Origin of the sequence: Legionella sp. PATHC032, from assembly GCF_026191185.1 — a bacterium.
Classification (GTDB): domain Bacteria; phylum Pseudomonadota; class Gammaproteobacteria; order Legionellales; family Legionellaceae; genus Legionella.
On record NZ_JAPHOV010000001.1, the window covers coordinates 2,257,274 to 2,276,995 of the forward strand.

Below are 19,722 nucleotides of genomic sequence, written 5' to 3' on the forward strand. Positions count from 1 at the left end.
ATGAAAAAATTAAGTGTTTTATTGGCTGCTGTCTTGTTATCAAGCTGTGCCAGCATGCGTTATGGCAATTTCACTCAAATGTCTCAAGGCAAAGATGCTTATCTGGCAGCAGATGCAGCTACTCAATTAACGCGAGTATATCCACCTGCTCAAAATACATTTTGTATTGGTCAAAGAGTAACAGATGGCTTTGGCTTAAGTCTTATTCAAAACTTGAGAAAAAAGGGTTATGGCATCAATGAAAATCAATGCCCTGGGAATAAAGCTAATTTTTTCTACGTGCTTGATGAACTTAAACCTCAAAGCTATCGAGTAAGCCTTTTTGTGGGAATACAAACATTGAGCCGTGTGTATGCAAAAAGGCATGAAAATATCATCCCTGCAAGCACATGGACTCATAAGGAGTAAGAGCTATGAATCAAAATAATGATTATTTGTCACCAGACAATTCACCCCAAAAGCTTCAAACAACAGGTGTAAAACGAGTGAATAATGTGCCACTCATAATTACAATTGGTATTTTAACTCTTTTTGTGGTGCTCATCGCATTGGTTGCCAATAAACGAGCTAATGCGCAAAACCAGCCACCAGAAATAGTAAAGGTTAAAAACCCTAAGAAAAATACCATGAGCCTTGCCAATGACGTGGTAGGAAACCATAAATCAGCAGTAATTTCGCCCCAGAGTCTCACGATAGCTAACAGTGAAACAACCCCTTTGCCCATTCCTGAGCAACTTCCACATAAAGAAGACACGCTGACACAAGATGTATCTGAAGCTGAAATCGAGCGTATTCGTCAGGAAAAAACTCAAGAATTTGAAGAGGCTGTCAAAGCTAAGACATCCGTAATGGTCGATAACCCACGATTGAATAATCGCGACACCACCAAAACGTCCATGAATAGCAATGAGATGGCATTAAACATCGACCCTTCATTAGCATTTAAAGAGCAGCTCGCATTATTACAAGGAAGACAGGCCAAACCAATGCCACAAACATTAGGTGGTGAGGAAAATGAAATGCGCTGGCATTTAAATTCAACGCTGCAAAATCCAAACAGTCGATACGAACTAAGAGCTGGCAGTGTGATTCCAGGGGTAATGATTAGTGGTATTTCTTCAGAATTACCAGGTCAAATCATCGCTCAAGTATCACAAAACGTATATGACACCGCTACCGGAAAATATCTTTTGATACCTCAAGGAACCAAGATATTGGGACTTTATTCCAGTGATGTCCCTTTTGGTCAGAACTCTGTATTAGTGGCATGGCAACGCTTGGTTTTTCCAGATAGTAAGGCTCTGGATATTGGCTCTATGCCTGGCGCTGATAGTGCTGGATATGCCGGATTTCGTGATCAGGTAGATCATCATTATGCACGAATTTATGGTTCAGCACTTTTAATGTCAGGCATTATTGCTGGCATTACCTATAGCCAAAATACGAATCAATCTAACCAATTCGGTTACGCCCAGCCCACAGCTGGCAGCGTCATGAGTCAGGCTTTGGGGCAACAGTTGGGTGAGGTCACTTCGCAACTGGTTTCAAAAAACCTGAATGTGTCCCCCACTATCAATGTTCGCCCAGGTTATCGTTTCAATATCATCGTGGTGAAGGACTTAACGTTTAAACAGCCCTATAAGCAATTTGCTTATCAATGAAGGAGAACATAATGAAATTTAAATCCATGATTATTTATTGCTTTGTTTTGCCAGTATTCGCAAGTGGGGCACCTGTGTTTGACGTTGCAAACTGGATTCAAAATGGAAAAATGATTGCAACTCAGATAAGTGAGTATAAAACCCAAGTCGATCAATATAAGAATCAGATGGACCAATATCAAAACATGCTAGAAAACACCAAATCACTGACTTCCTTTGAATGGGATAATGCCAACTCGGTTATCAATAATTTGCTTGAATCGACTGATACCATTGATTATTACAAGCAGGAGGCTGGCAGCCTCCAAGGCTACCTTGACCGATTCCAAAGCCAGGAATACTACCAAAAGACTCCTTGTTTTAATGGCAACGGCCAATGTTCTGCTGAAGAACTTAAAAAAATCAAACAAAGCAGATTAGCAGCTTCCGTTGCTGAAAAGCGCTCCAATGATGCCATGCTCAAAGGGATTGATAAACAACAACAGAGTCTAAAAAATGATTCTGCAAAGCTGCGTACTTTGCAATCTCAAGCACAAAATGCTGCAGGCCAAAAACAGGCTCTTCAAGCCGCTTCCCAATTAGCCAGCAATCAATCTCATCAATTGCTTCAAATCCGAGGTGTGTTATTAGCGCAGCAGAACGCTCAGGCGGTCAAAGATGCAGCGAGTGCCAACAAAGAGGCGATACAGACTGCTGGGGATGAGCATTTCAGATCAGGCGCATACCATAAAAGTTCAGGAAAAAAGTGGTAATCCATCATAAAAAGGAGAGGTAAATGAAGATCTTATGTTTATCAATTATGGTTGTTGCTTGTGTTTTATCAGGTTGCGACAGTGCTGAATCCAAAGCTCAGAAAAAAGCTGAGCACTTGGCCTCCCTTACCTGTAGCAGCCCAAGAGAAGGTCGAACTCAAGAAGAACTGCAGGCTATTGGTGATGCGTGTTTCCGAGGGGGTAGTTACTCCAAAAGCTCTGGTAAGAAGTGGTAATGCTATGAATAAAAAAATATTCCCCTATGTCATTGCGTTTGGTTTATTTGGGTTTTCTGCGTGCTGCCATGCCAAAGGGCATGGCATGGATAGTCGTGATTTACTGGATAATATTTTACAGCGTTTTGCCAGCACATCCGCACTATGGAGCAAAACCATGTTGAGTTATGCCAGGTATCTTTTCTGGTCCTTGGCCTCAATTAGTATGGTGTGGACATACGGCTTAATGGCATTGCGTAAAGCAGACATTCAAGAATTCTTAGCTGAAACAGTACGGTTTTTTGTAGTTGTCGGTTTTTTCTATTGGATTTTAGACAATGGACCTGCCATTGCAAAAGCAATCATAGACTCCATGCGGCAACTTGCAGCCAAGGCTTCTGGAATTAATGAACATGTCTCCCCTTCTGATATTGTGGATGTTGGGTTTGATATTGTCTCAAAAGCCATAGACAGCTCATCTATCTGGTCCCCCGCAGCAACTACAGTAGGATTGCTCGTTGCAGGGGTAATTCTGATTATTCTGGCTTTAGTCAGTATTAACATGCTCATTATCTTAATCACTGCTTGGATCTTAACTTATGGCGGAATTGTTTTATTAGGGTTTGGCGGTGGCCGTTGGACACAGGATATTGCGATTAACTACTACAAAACCGTATTGGGTATTGCATTACAAGCTTTTGCCATGATTTTGATTATTGGTATCGGTAAATCCTTTGTAGATCAATATTATGCAGCGATGTCTGAAAACATCATGCTCAAAGAAATGTTTGTCATGCTAGTTGTTGCCGTGCTGTTGCTGGTTCTTATAGATAAAATTCCACCTGCTTTAGCTGGTATTGTGTCAGGAGGCGGTTCTGGTGGTGGCGGTGGACTAGGTCTTGGTGGTGCAATGGGAGCCGCAGGAATTGCAGGTGTAGCCATGGCGGGTGCCGCAGGTAGCGTACTTGCTCAAAGCGGTGGTGGATTATCTGCACTTAATGCTGCGTTTAAAGCAGCCAGTCAATCAACCAACTCAGGTGACACCAATGCACTGTCTGGGATGGATAAAAGCTCTAAAACCGGTGGCTTAGCTGAAGCGATGGGAAGTGCTGCGAAATTTGCAGGCTCTTTTGGTTCACATTTAGCCTCAGGCACTATGGATGTAGCTCGTGAGAAAGCGAACTCGATTAAAGAAGCAGTTGCTGAAAAAATCGCTGACACAACGGGTGGAAAAATTGCCGAAGCAATTCAGAACAAGGTAGATACATCCGTTTGCGAATCGCAAGAATCTAACGCAAAAAATATTTTATCCATGGGCACACCCTCAGGTAGTCTTAGTTCAGGATTTGAGGCATCCGATGAGATTAGTCAATTTGTGAACCAAAAGGCATCTGGAGAGAGCCAATGAGCCAAAACAAACCTAATAAAGCCATAGGTCCTCAAGTCAGAGAAAAAAATCACGGCAAGATAAATAGAACGTTAATCTTGTTAGTGATTTGTTCTTTCTTAATCAGCATGCACATTGGAACTCAGTTTTTCGCGCATCAATTTCATTATTCTGATGCCCTTGGAGGGACATTCGCACCTATTTATATGCCTTGGCAGATTTTTATCTGGGCTATTAAGTATCAACCCTATTACCCAGATTCTTTTAATGCTGCCTTTGGTCTCATCGTTATGATGGGTTGTCTCTTTTTAATGATCATCGTGTTGGCTTCCAAGTATTTTAAAAAGAACAATGTGAGTGATTACCTCCATGGTTCAGCCAGGTGGGCTAATTGGGAAGACTTAAACAGTGCAAGCCTTATTGGACATGAGGAAGGAGTTTATGTTGGTGCGTTTGAAAATGACAAAGGAGCAATTCATTATCTGCGCCATAATGGGCCTGAGCATGTTTTAACGTATGCACCAACGCGCTCAGGGAAAGGTGTTGGCCTTGTGATTCCAACCCTTCTATCGTGGAAACACTCCTGTGTGATTACCGATTTAAAAGGCGAGCTTTGGGCAATGACCGCTGGATGGCGACAAAAACATGCTACCAACAAGGTTATTCGATTTGAACCTGCAACGTTAAAAGGAAGCGCACGCTGGAACCCTCTGGATGAAATCAGAGTGGGTACAGAATCAGAGGTAGGTGACGTACAAAATTTGGCAACGCTTGTAGTTGATCCCGATGGTAAGGGATTGGAAACCCACTGGCAAAAGACCTCTCAAGCCCTTCTAGTTGGTTTTATCCTGCATGCGATTTATAAATTGAAAACCCAAGGAGAACCAGCCACATTTCCCAACATTGACCGCATGCTGGTTGATCCCAATATTAATATTGCTGACCTGCTCATTGAAATGACCCAATACCCGCATGTTGAGGGTAAAACCCATCCTGTTATATCAGCGTCTGCTCGTGACATGATTGATAGGCCCGAAGAAGAAGCTGGTTCTGTATTATCTACTTTAAAATCTTATCTTGCACTATATCGTGATCCAGTGGTTGCGCATAACGTCTCTGCCTCAGATTTTTGCATCCGCGATTTAATGAACCATGAATGTCCTGTGAGCCTCTATATCGTTACTCAACCCAATGACAAGGCAAGGCTTCAGCCTCTGGTTAGAGTCATGATTAATATGATAGTGAGACTATTGGCCGACAGAATGGAATTTGAGCGTGTATCCGATGACCGAGGATTATCTTATGTAAGTGCTAAAAAAACGTATAAGCATCGATTGCTTTGCATGATTGATGAATTTCCAAGTCTTGGAAAACTCGACATACTGCAAGAGTCATTGGCTTTTGTTGCCGGCTATGGTTTAAAGTTTTACTTAATTTGTCAGGACATTAATCAGCTTAAAAGCCGTGAGCGAGGTTATGGCCCCGATGAAACCATCACTTCAAATTGTCATATCCAAAATGCTTATCCACCCAACAGAGTTGAAACCGCAGAACATCTTTCCAAGCTGACAGGTCAAACAACTATTGTTAAAGAACACATCACCACCAGTGGAAAACGCTTTTCTACGTTCTTAAATCAAATATCAAAAACCGTTCAGGAAATATCTAGACCACTCTTAACCGTTGATGAGTGTCTGCGTATGCCAGGACCTAAAAAAGATGCTAATGGTTTGATAGTTGAAGCTGGGGATATGGTCGTATATGCAGCAGGCTTCCCTGCTATTTATGGTAAACAACCCCTTTACTTTAAAGATCCGATCTTCATGGCAAGAGCATCAGTTGAGGCTCCTGTTCACTCAGATATTTTACGTACTCGTTTAAGTGACGATGAGGTCATCAGGTTATGAAAAAACTGTCAGGCATCATCTCTATGTTCTTGATAAGCCTTATTGTTGTAGGCGCACTATTTCATGGCATGGGTTTTAGGATAAATCTAACTGAATCCATTCCTATAGGCTTATATCGCATCGACAGCAAAGCCCCAATCAAAAATTCTTATGTGATTTTTTGTCCTGATGACAGGGAATCGTTTAGGTTAGCGAGGGATAGAGGTTATATAGACCATGGTCTTTACTGTGATGGATATGGTTACTTAATGAAAAAAGTGGTGGCTGTTTCTGGCGATATCCTCTCTGTGACCAATAAAGGGGTATTTGTTAATCACATACTAACCCCCTATTCAAAACCAAAAATACAGGATGGGATGAAGCGCGCCTTACCTCAATGGCAAGTAATGAATTACCAACTCCAAAAAGATGAAGTGATGACTATGACCAGTCAAAGCGAATGGTCATTTGATGGTCGATATTATGGTCTTGTTCACGCAGGACAAATCAAAGGAATGATCACACCCATATGGGTAATTAATAAACGGGAGAGAACCACATGAATCATGAAACCGAATTAATGGATGTGATTGCAGAAAAATTTGAGGATTTAGTAATCCCTGGATTTCTTCTTGAAGTCAGTCCGATAGAAGCGGACAGCATGGGAGCATTTGTAGAAGATGCACTCAATGAAAAAGATGCGATGGAGGCTATTTATGACTAAAATGCCTTACCATGAAGTCGTTGCTAATCAAATTATTGAAAGCCTAAAAGCAGGAACCGCTCCCTGGTTAAAACCATGGGAGCCAGGTGTTGGCAATGGTCAAATTCCATATAATCCAGTCACCGGGAAGCGTTATCGAGGAATTAATGCATTGTATTTGATGGTGAATCAAAGTAATGACAATCGTTGGTTAACCTACAAACAAGCACAAAGTATGGATGCACAAGTTCGCAAGGGAGAAAAAGGCACCACAATCCAATATTGGAAATTTCATGAGGAACAAACCAAACATGATGATACTGGTAAACCTGTTCTTGATGAACAGGGTAATCCATTAAAAGTGCAGGTGAATCTTGAACGACCCAAAGTGTTTTATGCAACGGTATTTCATGCCTCGCAAATTGATAATATGCCAGAACTCATTGCAAAAGAGCCAGATTGGTCCTTAATTGAAAGAGCTGAAAAACTGCTACATAACTCTGGCGCTAACATTTTTCACTCAGAAGCAGACAGAGCTTTTTACAGATTATCGACTGATAGCATTCATCTTCCCCCTAAAGAGCAATTTAAATCTGCGGCCAACTACTATGCTACTGCCCTACATGAACTAGGTCATTGGAGCGGTCATCCCTCAAGGTTGGATAGAGATTTAGGCCATCCCTTTGGTTCAGATGCCTATGCCAAAGAAGAATTAAGAGCAGAAATCGCAAGTATGCTGTTAGGTGCCGAACTGGGTATAGGCCATGACCCTTCTCAACACACAGCATATATCAAATCATGGATACGGGTTTTGGAAGATGAGCCCTTAGAAATATTCAGAGCATCCGCAGATGCAGAGAAAATAGTGAATCATCTGTGTGCTTTAGAGCAAACCCAAAACCTTCAACTGTCAGAACTTATTGAGATCAAGGATGATAAACTAAAAGAGGAAGTCTATATGGCAACTGACAACATAACTTCTGAAAAAGTCTGGTTAAGCATCCCCTTCAAACAAAAAGAGATTGCCAAATCCACAATTGGAAAACTCCCTGATGGAACGCCAGGTATCGTTTGGGATAAAGTGCAAAAGTGTTGGTATGCAAACCCTGGTGTTCCTGTTGAGAAAATCAAAGCCTGGCTTCCTGAACATCAGGTATTAACTCAGGAAAAAGCGCTTATACCCGAGGATGAATTTAAAGCGGCATTGATAAGCCTTGGTGCTATTGTTGCAGGTGGGCATCCAATTATGGATGGTAAACCTCATCGCATTCCAACGGAGGGCGACAAAAACGGTGAAAAAGCAGGATTTTATGTAGCTCATTTAGATGGTATTCCAGCAGGATATATTAAAAACAACCGAACTGGTGCGGAGCTTAACTGGAAATGTAAGGGCTACATTTTAACTGGTGAACAAAAGGCAGCGCTTAAAGCAGGAGCTCTTGAACATCAACAAACTCGCCAACGTGAGCTTGAAGTCAAACAAAAAAGTACTGCGTTAAGACTCCAACAAAAATTATCTATGATGACAGAGGTTGTTGAACCCACACCTTATATGAAATCGAAAGGTATTCAGGTTCATTCTGGAGTTTATACCGATGAAGAAAAAAAACTAACCTGTATTCCAGCAACAGATTGCGAAGGCACTATTTGGACTGTCCAATATATTTCTGAGGATGGTACTAAAAGATTTGCAAAAGACTCAAAAAAGGAAGGCTGTTTTCATGTGTTGGGTAGTTTGGAAAAGCTTGCTAATGCACCTGTAATTATAATTGCCGAAGGTTATGCTACTGCTGCAACAATAAAAGAAGCATGTGAGCTACCGGCTGTCGTTTCTGCCTTTGATTCAGGGAACCTTAAAGCAGTAGCTAAAGAATTGAATAAAAAATATCCACATAAACCAATCATCCTGGCAGCGGATGATGACAAGTATTTGGAATTATCGAAGGGTATCAACCCCGGTAAAGAAAAAGCCAGCGAAGCTGCCGAGGCTGTTAATGGTTTTATTGTTCTACCAACCTTCGCATCAAGTGAGCAGTCATCAAACCCTAAACAATTCAGTGATTTTAATGACTTGGCAAATCATAGCAAATTGGGTTTCGAAGGAGTGATACGTCAGATAAAGCCAACAGTTGAACAAATTGCTAAACGCTATAATCGTATGCGATGGTCAAAGAATAGTAACGTGATTCATATTTCCTAGTTTCAACATGATAGGTAAAGGTCAGGCTGTCAGGTTTGAACCTTTATCTATTACAAATGAAACCATTACCAACTGATATTTCTCCGTCTTCACAAAATGAATAAGTGCTCAGGAATTCTTCCAGATGTTCAATATTTAATACCAGTATTGAAATTGAGTCAAATTTTCTTTCATTTTTGGGAGCAATACATAAATTATTTTTAGTTGGTATTTTATGTAAAGCCCATTTATATTGGCTAACTTCTGGGGCCGCAGAATTATTGTAATCAATAACCCATAACTTTGCATTTGTAATAATAACGGGGATTATGATGGGGAAGTCTCTTGATTTATTTTTATCTACATCTGTTATTGATATGGCCTTTATAGCTGACAAAATTTGATTTTGAGCCTTAAAAAAATTATTTTCAAAGTCATTCTTAGATGCTTTTTTTAGTTGATTACCTGTTTTATTAAAAAAATCACCGGTAAACGTGAAAAAACACTGATTTTCGTCTGGTTTGAATTGGGCAACCCGATAGTTAGAATCTTTAATAACATGTCGCCTTGTATTATACAATTTGGGATCATTGCTATTATCTTCTTTAATCAAGATTAGATATGATGAATTGGCAGCCCCTTTACATTCGATTAGCCATTCCCTACCTTGATATTGCGCTGCTTTAATATCGATCTCTACAAATTCATCCCCATTCTTTATTAACTGATTCATTAAAACAGAAAAACTCTTTTCTTCCAGTATCTTTTTTGCTCGGAATTCCAAATTAAAACCATAGCTATTAGCCGCATCCAAAATTAATTTATTATCATCCATAGCTTTCCTTAAATTACTTAGAATACTGGTTATTCCTAATGTCAGTGTGGTTTTTCTTAATTACCCCATCTAATAACTATAGGATAGATGATAAATTAACCCCAATTTATTTATTTTTACGATTTTTCCTTTTCTCATTTATTCCAAAAATTTTCCGTCGCACATGGTTATTAAGTTTGAATCTTTTCCGCTCCAGGTAATCATGTGCATTATCCGGCAATAGCACTTGACCTCCTCCGGTGAACTGAACCAGATCGCATTGGGACAAGTTTCGCAAGCCGTTGTGATCTTTGGCTGGCGAGCCTTGTCTAATGCTGAAAGTGTTGGGCTTTGTGCCTCGCTTCTTTCTATTTTCATTGGCTGCTCCAATAGTCTCATAGCTTCCTGGAGTTCTTCCTCGATGGTTTTGTCCACTTGATCTTGATTGCTCATGAGATTTCTCCTGCTCAAAGTTTAGTTTTTGACGTTGATTTTCCAAATCCAAATCAGCAAAAGTGATCGGCATTTGGTATTGAATGACAATTTGCAAAATAATCTTTTTAAATAGTGGAGACCCGTTCACACAAATGCAGTCACCATAACGCTGCCGCGCCATCTCCAACGCTCTTTTAAGAGCCGAAATAGAACCACCTTTAGAAATGAAAATTTCCTTTCCATTATCCCTAATAACACTCATATCTTTCTTATAAATCTCAGTGCCTTCTTTGGTAACAGAGTCGATTTGTCTAAAATTGAAAATAGTAGAAACTAAGTCTTTACCTGAAATGGTGTAATCATAATTATTTTTACGATTACGATAACGCATTGCCACTAAGGCCTCCTGATCGCCCTCTTGTGCTTTTTGTTTCAACCAATCAGCCCAGGTTTTGTTCTGGTGGGAATCTAATAACCTGCTTCGTTCTTTGGCGTAATTTTTTCTTATGCTATCAATCTCATTAAGTAATGTTTTGTTGATGTGACTATATAGAAATTTTTTCTGTACTTTAGAAAGGTTCATTAATTTTAAAGTCGCTCTTTTAATTCGACCTCGCTTTTTAGCCTTTTCAATTAGTTTGGCTCTAGCCTCCCGCAAATTTTTAAGTTTGTCTGAAATAATGTGTTTATTGTGTGATTTTTCATGCTTATATGTGGCATAGAGCGCAGAGCCAAGTATCTTTTTATTTAATGGTTCATAACGGTAAATATTAGACTCAGGTGCATCGCCCTCTGAGTAGGATGGTACGAAAGGACCTAGCTTGGATTCGAGATTTTTTTTAGAAAAGGTTCTGGAAATAGAGCTAGCTTTAACAGTCATCCCTTGCGGATTGCAGAAAACAAAACCGTTGGCTTTAACACGTATCATCAACCCATGTTCTGCCAAAATACTATGAATCTCCTTCCAGCTTCTAGCTGCCTCTATTTTTTCTTTACAATGACGCTTCATCCAGTTAATTAAGCTTTCAATACCTGAATGGTGCTCCATATCATCTGCAAGATTTTCCGAACGGTTTTTCCGAGTTTGATGATTAGTTATTTGAAGACCTAATTCAATTTCGAGCTGGGATGCAGCTTGCGCAAAGATCTTATATGCCCTGTAAGGTTCAATCATATTAAAGGCTTGAGGATGAATTTTATTAATCGCAACATGAATATGAAGATTGTCTGTGTCATGATGAACAACTGAGATTCTTTGGTGTTCTTTAAATCCAATCGACAATGCGACTCTATCTTCAATTTCCCGTAAAACTTGAGGGGAAGGATTTTCTCCTGGAGCGAAAGAAATAAGCATATGGTAGGTTTTATCCCCGGTGGCTCTTTGGTTTTTAGCTTGTGTCGCTAATACCTCCTGAACAGCCCATATAGGATCGAGGCTATTACAGTTTGATAATCTGACTTTACCCACTCGCTCCTGTTTGTTTTGTTGATTACACAGGTATTGAACAAGACCCGAAAAACTACTAAGTCTAGTTTTCTTCATAGGGATATGGCGGATAATCATAGTTTTTTCACCACTTCCAACATGGCATCCTGGGTGGCTTGAATACGATTTAATAATGTTTTGACTGTGTGGAGGTCAAAATGCGCAACACGTTTATCTTGAGTCAACCATAGTTTTAGAAGTCCAGCAAGTCGTCCTAAGTCTCCATTAATTTTGGCTAGCTCCAGTACATAATCCTTATCAACACTACTTTGAATTTGATAACCGAGACTAATTCTTCTTAAATACTCGGCAATTGAAAGCCCAGCTGTTGCTGCGTTTGATTTAATCTGAATTTCTTCTGAAGGCAAAACAGGAACGCGAAGATGACGCCCATTTTTTCTGGTGGGTGTTTTAAGCTTATCGTCCATAAGGATGCCGACCTCTTAATTAAGTGGTTATGCAATCCTTTGGGTATTAAGTTGATCTCAAAACACTGGTTTTTCGTTGAGCACCGAAGGTGCGAATAAGACTTGTGAGGTTTGGTAGCCAGCTTGCTGGTTAGCTAACTTCACCTATCTTGCCCTGCGTTTTAAGTTCATCTAATAGCATACTATCAGGTAATTTTATGTAATTTCAAGGCTATTTGTTTTAAAACCAAATTAATTTCTAATAATTACCAATTATTACGATAAATTACATATTTGTGTGTTTAAGATGATGATTAATTACGCTAAAAGGAAAGAAAATAACTTAACTAATTGCACAGCAACAAAATAGTTTGTACTATCAGAAAGAGAACAATAATAAGTTGATGGTATGAGATGGAAAACTCCCTTAGCGAACGAATCGCAGCAAAGCAAATGGTAAGAAAAGCCTCTGCTAAATCTGTAAATAAAGCCGCATTTCTTGCTTTAAAAAATGATATCGCTTCAGCACTAGCTGACGGCTGGTCTATAAAGCTTGTCTGGGAAACCTTAGTTGAGGAAGGCAAAATCTCATTTTCATATAAAACTTTTTGTGGCTATGTAGCACGTTTGATTGCTGCAGAAAAAAAGCCATCTATGCAGGAAAACACCAAGGAAGATGAACAGGCTAAAAGTAAGACAAAAACCGAAATTCGGGGCTTTACTTTTAATCCCAAACCCAACTTGGAGGAACTCTTGTAATGGCAAAAATACATATCACACTGCAGGGAAAAGGCGGTGTCGGCAAATCATTTATTTCAGCAACAACTGCACAATACAAACAGCACAAAGGCCAGCCCCCGCTGTGCATTGACACCGACCCTATCAATTCAACCTTCCATGGCTTTAAAGCCCTCAACGTCGATCATATTCAAGTCATGAGCGGTGATGAAATTAACCCCCGTCTTTTTGATGCTCTCATCGAAAAAATTGCCTCAACAACTAATGATGTAGTCATTGACAACGGAGCCAGTTCTTTTGTCCCGCTATCTCATTACCTCATTAGCAACCAAGTTCCCGCATTGTTACAGGAATTAGGTCATGAAATGGTGATTCATACGGTCATCACTGGTGGCCAGGCCTTATTCGATACTATTAATGGTTTTGCACAGCTGATTGACCAGTTTGCAAATGAAGCACAGTTTGTTGTCTGGCTCAATCCCTATTGGGGAGCCATTGAACATGAAGGCAAAGCATTTGAACAACTAAAAGCCTATCGAGATAACAAAGACAGAATATCAGCCTTAATTCATATCCCCGATCTGAAAAAAGAAACCTATGGCCGGGATCTAACCGAGATGCTTCAACAGAAATTGACTTTCGATGAAGTTTTGGGTACGCCAGAAAAAAGCATTATGACCCGCCAACGCTTAAAAATCGTTCGCGATCAACTGTTCGGACAGCTGGATGGCGCCAGGGTGATCTAATGTCAGAAAAACTGGATAAAATCATTCAAGACATCACTGTCAAACATGGTGTGCTTTTGGGTAAAGACGATCCAATCCTCATGCTTCAGACTATGAATGCACAACTGATTGAGGATAATCGGAAAGCCCAACAGGATTTGCTGGTACAGTTCCGAGAGGAAATGGAAGGCATTTCCTCACAATGGAAAGATGATGCCAAAGAAAAAGCTGAAAAGGTTCTCAATGCGGCATTAGCTAGTAGTAAAGAAGCTATAACCAGATTGCTGCACGAATCTACTAAAGAATCGGTTCAAGCTATGAAGAAACTGATCTCGGATTCATTGATTGAGGCCCACTCCTTTACACAAAAGACACAGAAATTCAGTCGATTTGCATTGGTATCTTCAGCCACATTGTTTGCTGCCTCTTGTATAGTTCTCTTGCTATTTTGTAAATAGGTTTCATCGCAAAAGAATTCATAAATCTATCTATTGCCCCAGATTGGGGCTTCTTATTTTTATCAACTAAACTTAATGACATGAATATTTAAACCAATACTAGTAGAGACAGGGATGGCAACGCTACTTACTAAATCAAAGTTCAAAATGGCTTTAGAATGTCCAACTAAGCTCTGGTATTATGATCGACCTGATGAATATACAAATATACTGGATGAAGACTCTTTTCTGAAAGCATTGGCTGAAGGCGGCGCTCAAGTAGAAGCATTGGCTAGATGTTATTTTCCAGATGGCATATCAATTAAGAGCTCAAGTACAACGGAGGCACTCAACAAAACTCAAGAGTTAATTCAAAGGGATTCAATAACTGTATTTGAGGCCTCCTTTCAATATCAAAACTATTTTCTGCGTGCTGATATCCTGCAAAAAAGACCAGGGCATATCAAAATAATTGAAGTTAAAGCAAAATCAATTAGTAAAAAAGATGAATCTAAGATGGCAACTAAAAAATGGCAGCCATATATTGCTGATATCGCTTTTCAAAAATGGGTTCTGGAGCAACTCTACCCCTCCTTCACCATAAGTAGTTATTTAATGCTTGTCGATAAAGATGCTATCTGTCCAACTGATGGCTTAAATCAAAAGTTTCTGGTTCAAAAAGATAGCAAAGGTAAGGCTATTGTCACATTAACATCACCAATAACAGAAGAAGATTTATCGATAAAAATCCTAAGAGAAATAAATGTTGACCATCATATCGAATTATTTTGGCAAGAAAAAAATGACGAAGAACAAACGGTAAAAGACCAGTTTCACAATTTCAGCAAAATATATTTTAGTGGGCAGAGGTTTCCCCCTAAAGCAAAAAGCGAATGTGGTGATTGCCAATTTAATACAAATGAATCAGACAAATTCCTATCTGGTTTTAAAGAATGTTGGCGTGAATCACTAGGGTACAAAGAAGCAGATTTTAATGACCCTACAATTCTCGATTTATGGGATTGCCGAGATAAACCGAAATATTTTCAGCAAGGGCTAATTAAGCTAAAAGATATTAACGAAACGGCTTTCAAAATAAACGAATCGGATAAGTCAGGTATTTCTAGAACAGAAAGGCAATGGCTGCAGATAGAAAAAATTAAAACTCAAGACAATAGTGTCTGGATTGATAAAGAAAACCTAAAGACTGAAATTGATTCTTGGCGATATCCCCTTCACTTTATAGACTTTGAAACAGCTATGCTGCCAATTCCTTTTAATAAGGGTTCTCATCCTTATCAAGGTATCGCCTTTCAATTCTCACATCATACACTCAATGAAAACGGTCAAGTTGCCCATGTTGGCCAGTATCTTAATTCTGAGCCTGGAGTTGATCCAAGCATCGAATTTGTGCGTTATCTAAAAAAGGAATTAGAAAATGATGATGGAACAATATTTAGATATAGTAACCATGAAAACACCTATCTTAATTCTATTCTTGAACGACTAGAACAAATGATTGAACCTCCTAATGATAAAGAAGATTTATGCTCCTTTATACGCTCCATCACAAAGTCACCATCTGATAGCAAGGTAAAATGGGAAGGACCGCGTTGTATGGTTGATATTTTGGAATTAGTTAAACGTTTTTATTATGATCCTCTAACTAATGGTTCTAATTCAATTAAACAAGTATTCCCTGCGATTTTAAATCGCTCAGAGTTCCTTCAAGAAAAATATAACCAACCAATTTATGGTACTGTAAGTGGAATTCAAAGCCATAACTTTATAAATCAATGCTGGATAGTCAAAGAAAATAATCGAATAAAAGATCCCTACCACTTGCTACCACCAATTAATAAAGATATCTCTGATGAAGATGCTCCACTTTTATTCGATAGCGAAGACTTAAAAGAAGGTGGTGCCGCAACAATAGCTTATGCAAAATTACAGTTTACAAATATGAGTGATTCTGAGCGAGAAGAACTTAGAAATGCCTTATTGAGATATTGCGAATTAGATACATTGGCCATGGTTATGATCATTGAAGCATGGCAACATATGCTTCAAATTTAAATACTCATTATGAAGTCTCATCGAAAGTCCCGCACCCTACACATAATAACTTTAAAAAAGTAATTAGTTTACATTTATTAATATACTTACACCTATAGTTTAATTGTACATAAAAATATAAACCAAATAATACTAATTAAGCCAATGTCCCATCGTTCTTTGTAGCAAGCTAACTGAATCCATGAGTTTTTGTTTGGGCATTTTGCGAATATTTAAAAGCTTCCATTGTACTGCTGGGAGATATTGAATCTGATCGCTACATGCAAGAGACCACTCAGGCTCGCCCCTTTTAAAAGAGACTAAAAAATCATAATCCTGCTGAGTAAAATTATCTTTAAGACCCTGAATCATTTTTCCTGGTATTGCTGTTAGCTCTTCCAGGGTAACTGGTTCAGCAGTCATTCCTTTAAATTCACGTTCAAAAACTTGAGTTATATCTTTCCATCGTGGATTCATTATTTCTGAAATAGGCCTTTTGTGACTTAAAAGATAAGTAAGAAACCCATTAAAAAGCTCTCGGTCAATCTTTTGATTTTCTAACAAAACCTTAACATCAAAAAGATCTCTAGGATGCTGGCGATCTAAAGCAGCGCATAATTTACCACCATAGAGATCAGGCAAAGAAACGACTTTCATTGACGCAAAACCAAACTCATTTTCCACCGAAGCAACAACATCAAGCTCAACTGGCGGCAAAAGAGTTCCACGCGCAACAGGTGAAACTTCTATCTTGATTTGGGTCCCCCTATTTAGAGAAGAATGATCTTCAACAATAATTCGCATTTCATCTGGTTTGTTATCTTGCAAAACTGCATTCAAATCTGGAATTTTATTAATATTTGCCGCAATACCCGCTAATGCATTACGCACATTGGCTAAAGCAATCTCACGTGGCTCGAGGGGTAAATACGCTAGATCTATATCCACAGATAACCTCGGGAAATCTCGCACAAATAAATTAATGGCAGTACCTCCCTTTAAAGCAAAACAAGTTTCCTTTTCGACGAGTGGAATTAAACGAATGAGCAACAAAACCTGTTTATAATATGGTGACTGTTTATTCATATTTTAATCGCTACTTATAAATTGTTCTGGAACGGTGATTTGATATTGTTTTTCTAATTTTCCATCAGGGACTATTTGACGCTTACCTGCACCAAGATTAATTAAGGACTCATTCACCCGTTCAGCCCATGGATGTTTATAGAAATGACCCAAAAATAAAAAAAGTCGGTTCGTTTGAATAGATCCGCTTCTTTTTAAAATATGTTCTACTTTTCGTGGACTTAAGTTTACCAATCCTTGAAAAAGCTCTGCTGCATGCTCAAATGACAAAGTGGAAGGTACAGCCTCCAGCACCTCGAATGCGGCTAACTCTTGATTACTTGCTTTTAACTTAATCCCATCTACTTCTATAGTAGTTAAGTCATTCTCATCCTGAGCATTTAACTTGGATGTTTTAATGATTTCCCAATTTGGTATTAGTTCATCAGAAATAACTAATTCTGGAAAATTTTTAAACCACTTTGGTAAAATCGTTTTTGCTTGAACGTTTATCCAAATAGAGTCTGGTGCAAACTGTAGGTAATGCGATTTGCCCTGCTGAGCCAAACTGGTTAAACCAGCAAGATGAATCATGTACCGACTCTGATTCTGAAGACAATAAACTGCATTTTGCCATCTAGGTTTACGCCCTGCACGATAATAAACCCCTACCCCCAATTTTACCAACCATTGGCTTTGACAATATTTTCTTGCTAATTGTGGAGTAATTCCATGGCTTGATAACCAAGACTGGAGCAAGATTTCACCTGAGGCAATATTATTCAGAAGCCAGTTTATTTTTGATGACATAAATATACTTATAGTTTAACTATATTATTAATATTAAACTACCCAAGCTGTTTTTTGTCAATATTGACCTTTGACCATAGTCCTCAAGGAGCTTATCAATTCTTGCTCCATAGAAATGGGGTTGTACTATAATTTCCAATTTGGAAACCAGAAATTGTGTTGTTCAAGTTTTGCATTAAGAAAATCCTTTTACCCTAATAAAAAAATAACACATTGAAGTTAATTTATGACAAAATGACTAATTTTTTTCTGTGACCAAAACGTGTCTCAACTGTGGCGGCACTACGCTGTAATAGGCAGTTTTAGGCAGTTCCTGGTGAATTTGACGCTTCACAAGGTATTGATTTATAACGAATTTAAAACTAGAGCATCAGGCTTCGAACCAAGGTGTCGGGGGTTCGAGTCCCTCCGAGCGCACCATTTAAACCCTTTAAAATCAGGTAGTTAACGGTTGCCTGGATCGAAACGTGCCGTAAAAACCAAGTTACAGTGACGAAAACGTGCCAGAATTTTTTGTAATTCTTTCCGCTGCCACCTTTAAATGGTCACTTGAAAGATGCGCGTAACGTAACACCATTTCATATTCTGACCATCCACCTAATTGCTGTAATTCTTGCAATGAGGTACCATTTTGCACATGCCAACTTGCCCAAGTGTGACGCAAGTCATGCCAGCGAAAATCTTTGATTCCTGCCCGAATCAACGCTTTTTGCCAAGCATGATTATTACATCGCGTAACAGGCTTACCAAAATAGGTAAATACAAATGTGGGATGTAAGCCCACTTGTTTTTCTATAATGACAATTGCCTGAGAGTTTAAAGGAACAGGGATAGCCTTCTTTGTTTTAGATTGATCAGGGTGAATGAGTGCATGTTTTCTAATTAAATCCACTTCACTCCACTGCAATTGAGTAACATTAGATTGGCGTAAACCAGTTGCCAAAGTAAAAGCTGCCATATCTTTCAAATGATTTGGTAGCTCCTGAATCAATTTATTAGCCTGTCCCCTACTCAACCAACGTATACGTTTATTTTCAACTTTTCTCATTCTGAATAATGGCATGGTGTTTATCCACTGCCATTCCTTATGAGCTTTGTTTAAAATAGCACGTATAATTTCCAACATTCGGTTGACCGTCGTTGGAGTAACATTAGTCCGCTCTTTTTCTTGCGCAATAAATTCAATTAATTCGGCGTTAATTTCATCTAACGTTTTCTGGCCAAGATAAGGGTCCAGAAAGGCCAAATGAAATTTATCCGTAACTAAACTTCGTTTATGCGCTGATTCCTCTAACCATCGCACAACAGCATCTACCCACGATTTCTGTTGGGGTAATTTGGTATGCTTGTTACTCCATAGATCTTGTAGAAAATTATCATGGAATTGTTGCGCTTGTTGTTTTACTTTAGTCCTAGTGCTTCTGCGTATACGCTTGTCACCGAAGGTGACGTCGATCCACCAAAACCCATTTTTTTTCGTGAGTGCCATTTATTATCTCCTATATCGACACCCCACGATGCATCGCAAGTAGAGTACTTGTTTCGCATATACATCGCAAGATCTTGTTCTATAAAACGCCAACCTCGCCCTATCTTTACTCCAGGTAGTTCACCTGATGCAGCCATTCGTCGGATAGTTTCCCTGTGGGCGCCTAGAAACTTTGAAGCCTCTTCAATATTAAAAGTATTCATAAGCAACCCCATTTATAACCCTGGTGCACATATTTATTAGTATTGAGTTCAAGAATTAAATGATAAAGCCTCACAAGATCCCGTTCGCAATATAGATTAGTTGGCATTAACTCATCGAAATAAATAGAACGTAATTGTCTTATTGAGCAATTTAGTAAAGCAGCAATGTCTTTTAGAGTATAGTTAGTTGACTCTAATAGATAATTAATGATGTTCTTACAGATTTGTAGCCTAAAGTTATTTTCCACAACGAATACTCCTTTTCAACTTATTCT

At 39.0% G+C, this 19,722-nt stretch carries 20 protein-coding genes; 13 read left to right on the forward strand and 7 right to left on the reverse strand.

Annotated elements, in window-relative coordinates:
• The 9 genes from OQJ02_RS10160 to OQJ02_RS10200 are packed head-to-tail and all read left to right on the forward strand — an operon-like array spanning position 1 to position 8,804.
• Positions 1–408, forward strand: coding sequence for a hypothetical protein (locus OQJ02_RS10160; RefSeq protein WP_015444269.1), 408 nt, complete (start codon positions 1–3; stop codon positions 406–408).
• A gap of 5 nt (positions 409–413) precedes the next feature.
• Positions 414–1,661, forward strand: coding sequence for a TrbI/VirB10 family protein (locus tag OQJ02_RS10165; RefSeq protein ID WP_015444268.1), 1,248 nt, complete (start codon positions 414–416; stop codon positions 1,659–1,661).
• Positions 1,662–1,672: 11 nt separating this feature from the next.
• Complete coding sequence (trbJ, locus tag OQJ02_RS10170; protein WP_015444267.1) at positions 1,673–2,413, forward strand: P-type conjugative transfer protein TrbJ; 741 nt, start codon at positions 1,673–1,675, stop codon at positions 2,411–2,413.
• Positions 2,414–2,436: 23 nt separating this feature from the next.
• Positions 2,437–2,649 (forward strand): hypothetical protein, encoded by a 213-nt coding sequence (locus OQJ02_RS10175; RefSeq protein WP_038839095.1) that lies wholly within the window; start codon positions 2,437–2,439, stop codon positions 2,647–2,649.
• A gap of 4 nt (positions 2,650–2,653) precedes the next feature.
• Positions 2,654–4,036 (forward strand): P-type conjugative transfer protein TrbL, encoded by a 1,383-nt coding sequence (gene trbL, locus OQJ02_RS10180; RefSeq protein WP_015444266.1) that lies wholly within the window; start codon positions 2,654–2,656, stop codon positions 4,034–4,036.
• Positions 4,033–5,922 carry a type IV secretory system conjugative DNA transfer family protein gene (locus OQJ02_RS10185; RefSeq protein WP_015444265.1) on the forward strand — a complete coding sequence of 630 codons (1,890 nt, stop codon included), beginning with the start codon at positions 4,033–4,035 and terminating at the stop codon, positions 5,920–5,922. The genes trbL and OQJ02_RS10185 overlap by 4 nt, the downstream gene beginning before the upstream one ends.
• A complete protein-coding gene (gene traF / locus OQJ02_RS10190) occupies positions 5,919–6,464 on the forward strand; it encodes a conjugative transfer signal peptidase TraF (protein WP_015444264.1) in 546 nt (181 codons plus the stop codon). Before OQJ02_RS10185 ends, traF begins: the two co-directional genes overlap by 4 nt.
• Positions 6,461–6,625: a hypothetical protein gene (locus tag OQJ02_RS10195; protein ID WP_015444263.1), complete on the forward strand. Its 165-nt coding sequence runs from the start codon at positions 6,461–6,463 to the stop codon at positions 6,623–6,625. Before traF ends, OQJ02_RS10195 begins: the two co-directional genes overlap by 4 nt.
• Entirely contained in the window at positions 6,618–8,804 is a 2,187-nt protein-coding gene (locus tag OQJ02_RS10200) for a zincin-like metallopeptidase domain-containing protein (RefSeq protein WP_015444262.1), read from the forward strand. Before OQJ02_RS10195 ends, OQJ02_RS10200 begins: the two co-directional genes overlap by 8 nt.
• Positions 8,805–8,847: 43 nt before the next feature.
• On the opposite strand, the gene OQJ02_RS10205 is transcribed toward OQJ02_RS10200, so the two are convergent.
• From OQJ02_RS10205 to traJ, 3 genes are all read right to left on the reverse strand, one after another.
• Positions 8,848–9,618 carry a hypothetical protein gene (locus OQJ02_RS10205; protein WP_015444261.1) on the reverse strand — a complete coding sequence of 257 codons (771 nt, stop codon included), beginning with the start codon at positions 9,616–9,618 and terminating at the stop codon, positions 8,848–8,850.
• A gap of 106 nt (positions 9,619–9,724) precedes the next feature.
• A complete protein-coding gene (gene traI, locus OQJ02_RS10210; RefSeq protein WP_038839096.1) occupies positions 9,725–11,596 on the reverse strand; it encodes a TraI/MobA(P) family conjugative relaxase in 1,872 nt (623 codons plus the stop codon).
• Positions 11,593–11,946 (reverse strand): conjugal transfer transcriptional regulator TraJ, encoded by a 354-nt coding sequence (traJ, locus tag OQJ02_RS10215; RefSeq protein WP_015444259.1) that lies wholly within the window; start codon positions 11,944–11,946, stop codon positions 11,593–11,595. The genes traI and traJ overlap by 4 nt, the downstream gene beginning before the upstream one ends.
• Before the next feature lie 393 nt (positions 11,947–12,339).
• Between traJ and OQJ02_RS10220 the strand changes: the two genes are divergently transcribed.
• From OQJ02_RS10220 to OQJ02_RS10235, 4 genes are all read left to right on the forward strand, one after another.
• A complete protein-coding gene (locus OQJ02_RS10220) occupies positions 12,340–12,684 on the forward strand; it encodes a TraK family protein (RefSeq protein ID WP_015444258.1) in 345 nt (114 codons plus the stop codon).
• Positions 12,684–13,409, forward strand: coding sequence for an ArsA-related P-loop ATPase (locus tag OQJ02_RS10225; protein ID WP_015444257.1), 726 nt, complete (start codon positions 12,684–12,686; stop codon positions 13,407–13,409). Before OQJ02_RS10220 ends, OQJ02_RS10225 begins: the two co-directional genes overlap by 1 nt.
• Positions 13,409–13,846 carry a conjugal transfer protein TraM gene (locus OQJ02_RS10230; protein ID WP_015444256.1) on the forward strand — a complete coding sequence of 146 codons (438 nt, stop codon included), beginning with the start codon at positions 13,409–13,411 and terminating at the stop codon, positions 13,844–13,846. The genes OQJ02_RS10225 and OQJ02_RS10230 overlap by 1 nt, the downstream gene beginning before the upstream one ends.
• Positions 13,847–13,960: 114 nt before the next feature.
• Positions 13,961–15,901: a DUF2779 domain-containing protein gene (locus tag OQJ02_RS10235; protein ID WP_038839098.1), complete on the forward strand. Its 1,941-nt coding sequence runs from the start codon at positions 13,961–13,963 to the stop codon at positions 15,899–15,901.
• Positions 15,902–16,033: 132 nt separating this feature from the next.
• Here the strand turns inward: OQJ02_RS10235 and OQJ02_RS10240 are convergent, their stop codons facing one another.
• The 4 genes from OQJ02_RS10240 to OQJ02_RS10255 all read right to left on the reverse strand — a co-directional run bounded on the left by OQJ02_RS10240 (position 16,034) and on the right by OQJ02_RS10255 (position 19,447).
• Positions 16,034–16,966, reverse strand: a complete 933-nt coding sequence (locus tag OQJ02_RS10240; RefSeq protein WP_038839099.1) for a nucleotidyl transferase AbiEii/AbiGii toxin family protein — start codon at positions 16,964–16,966, stop codon at positions 16,034–16,036.
• Between the two features lie 3 nt (positions 16,967–16,969).
• The gene (locus OQJ02_RS10245) at positions 16,970–17,755 is read right to left on the reverse strand and encodes a type IV toxin-antitoxin system AbiEi family antitoxin (protein ID WP_015444253.1); all 786 of its coding nucleotides are present in this window, start codon (positions 17,753–17,755) and stop codon (positions 16,970–16,972) included.
• A gap of 484 nt (positions 17,756–18,239) precedes the next feature.
• Positions 18,240–19,244 (reverse strand): tyrosine-type recombinase/integrase, encoded by a 1,005-nt coding sequence (locus OQJ02_RS10250; RefSeq protein ID WP_010947770.1) that lies wholly within the window; start codon positions 19,242–19,244, stop codon positions 18,240–18,242.
• Positions 19,157–19,447 carry a helix-turn-helix domain-containing protein gene (locus OQJ02_RS10255; protein ID WP_025862379.1) on the reverse strand — a complete coding sequence of 97 codons (291 nt, stop codon included), beginning with the start codon at positions 19,445–19,447 and terminating at the stop codon, positions 19,157–19,159. Before OQJ02_RS10255 ends, OQJ02_RS10250 begins: the two co-directional genes overlap by 88 nt.
• Positions 19,448–19,722: the final 275 nt, after the last annotated feature.

Excerpts from the sequence above, each read along its gene's own strand:
- OQJ02_RS10250 (WP_010947770.1), bottom strand. The coding sequence starts at position 19,244 with ATGGCACTCACGAAAAAAAATGGGTTTTGGTGGATCGACGTCACCTTC.
- OQJ02_RS10160 (WP_015444269.1), top strand. The coding sequence starts at position 1 with ATGAAAAAATTAAGTGTTTTATTGGCTGCTGTCTTGTTATCAAGCTGT.
- traI (WP_038839096.1), bottom strand. The coding sequence starts at position 11,596 with ATGATTATCCGCCATATCCCTATGAAGAAAACTAGACTTAGTAGTTTT.
- OQJ02_RS10185 (WP_015444265.1), top strand. The coding sequence starts at position 4,033 with ATGAGCCAAAACAAACCTAATAAAGCCATAGGTCCTCAAGTCAGAGAA.
- OQJ02_RS10165 (WP_015444268.1), top strand. The coding sequence starts at position 414 with ATGAATCAAAATAATGATTATTTGTCACCAGACAATTCACCCCAAAAG.
- OQJ02_RS10175 (WP_038839095.1), top strand. The coding sequence starts at position 2,437 with ATGAAGATCTTATGTTTATCAATTATGGTTGTTGCTTGTGTTTTATCA.
- OQJ02_RS10245 (WP_015444253.1), bottom strand. The coding sequence starts at position 17,755 with ATGTCATCAAAAATAAACTGGCTTCTGAATAATATTGCCTCAGGTGAA.
- OQJ02_RS10200 (WP_015444262.1), top strand. The coding sequence starts at position 6,618 with ATGACTAAAATGCCTTACCATGAAGTCGTTGCTAATCAAATTATTGAA.
- OQJ02_RS10220 (WP_015444258.1), top strand. The coding sequence starts at position 12,340 with ATGGAAAACTCCCTTAGCGAACGAATCGCAGCAAAGCAAATGGTAAGA.
- OQJ02_RS10235 (WP_038839098.1), top strand. The coding sequence starts at position 13,961 with ATGGCAACGCTACTTACTAAATCAAAGTTCAAAATGGCTTTAGAATGT.
- OQJ02_RS10205 (WP_015444261.1), bottom strand. The coding sequence starts at position 9,618 with ATGGATGATAATAAATTAATTTTGGATGCGGCTAATAGCTATGGTTTT.
- traF (WP_015444264.1), top strand. The coding sequence starts at position 5,919 with ATGAAAAAACTGTCAGGCATCATCTCTATGTTCTTGATAAGCCTTATT.
- OQJ02_RS10240 (WP_038839099.1), bottom strand. The coding sequence starts at position 16,966 with ATGAATAAACAGTCACCATATTATAAACAGGTTTTGTTGCTCATTCGT.
- OQJ02_RS10230 (WP_015444256.1), top strand. The coding sequence starts at position 13,409 with ATGTCAGAAAAACTGGATAAAATCATTCAAGACATCACTGTCAAACAT.
- trbL (WP_015444266.1), top strand. The coding sequence starts at position 2,654 with ATGAATAAAAAAATATTCCCCTATGTCATTGCGTTTGGTTTATTTGGG.
- trbJ (WP_015444267.1), top strand. The coding sequence starts at position 1,673 with ATGAAATTTAAATCCATGATTATTTATTGCTTTGTTTTGCCAGTATTC.
- OQJ02_RS10195 (WP_015444263.1), top strand. The coding sequence starts at position 6,461 with ATGAATCATGAAACCGAATTAATGGATGTGATTGCAGAAAAATTTGAG.
- traJ (WP_015444259.1), bottom strand. The coding sequence starts at position 11,946 with ATGGACGATAAGCTTAAAACACCCACCAGAAAAAATGGGCGTCATCTT.
- OQJ02_RS10225 (WP_015444257.1), top strand. The coding sequence starts at position 12,684 with ATGGCAAAAATACATATCACACTGCAGGGAAAAGGCGGTGTCGGCAAA.
- OQJ02_RS10255 (WP_025862379.1), bottom strand. The coding sequence starts at position 19,447 with ATGAATACTTTTAATATTGAAGAGGCTTCAAAGTTTCTAGGCGCCCAC.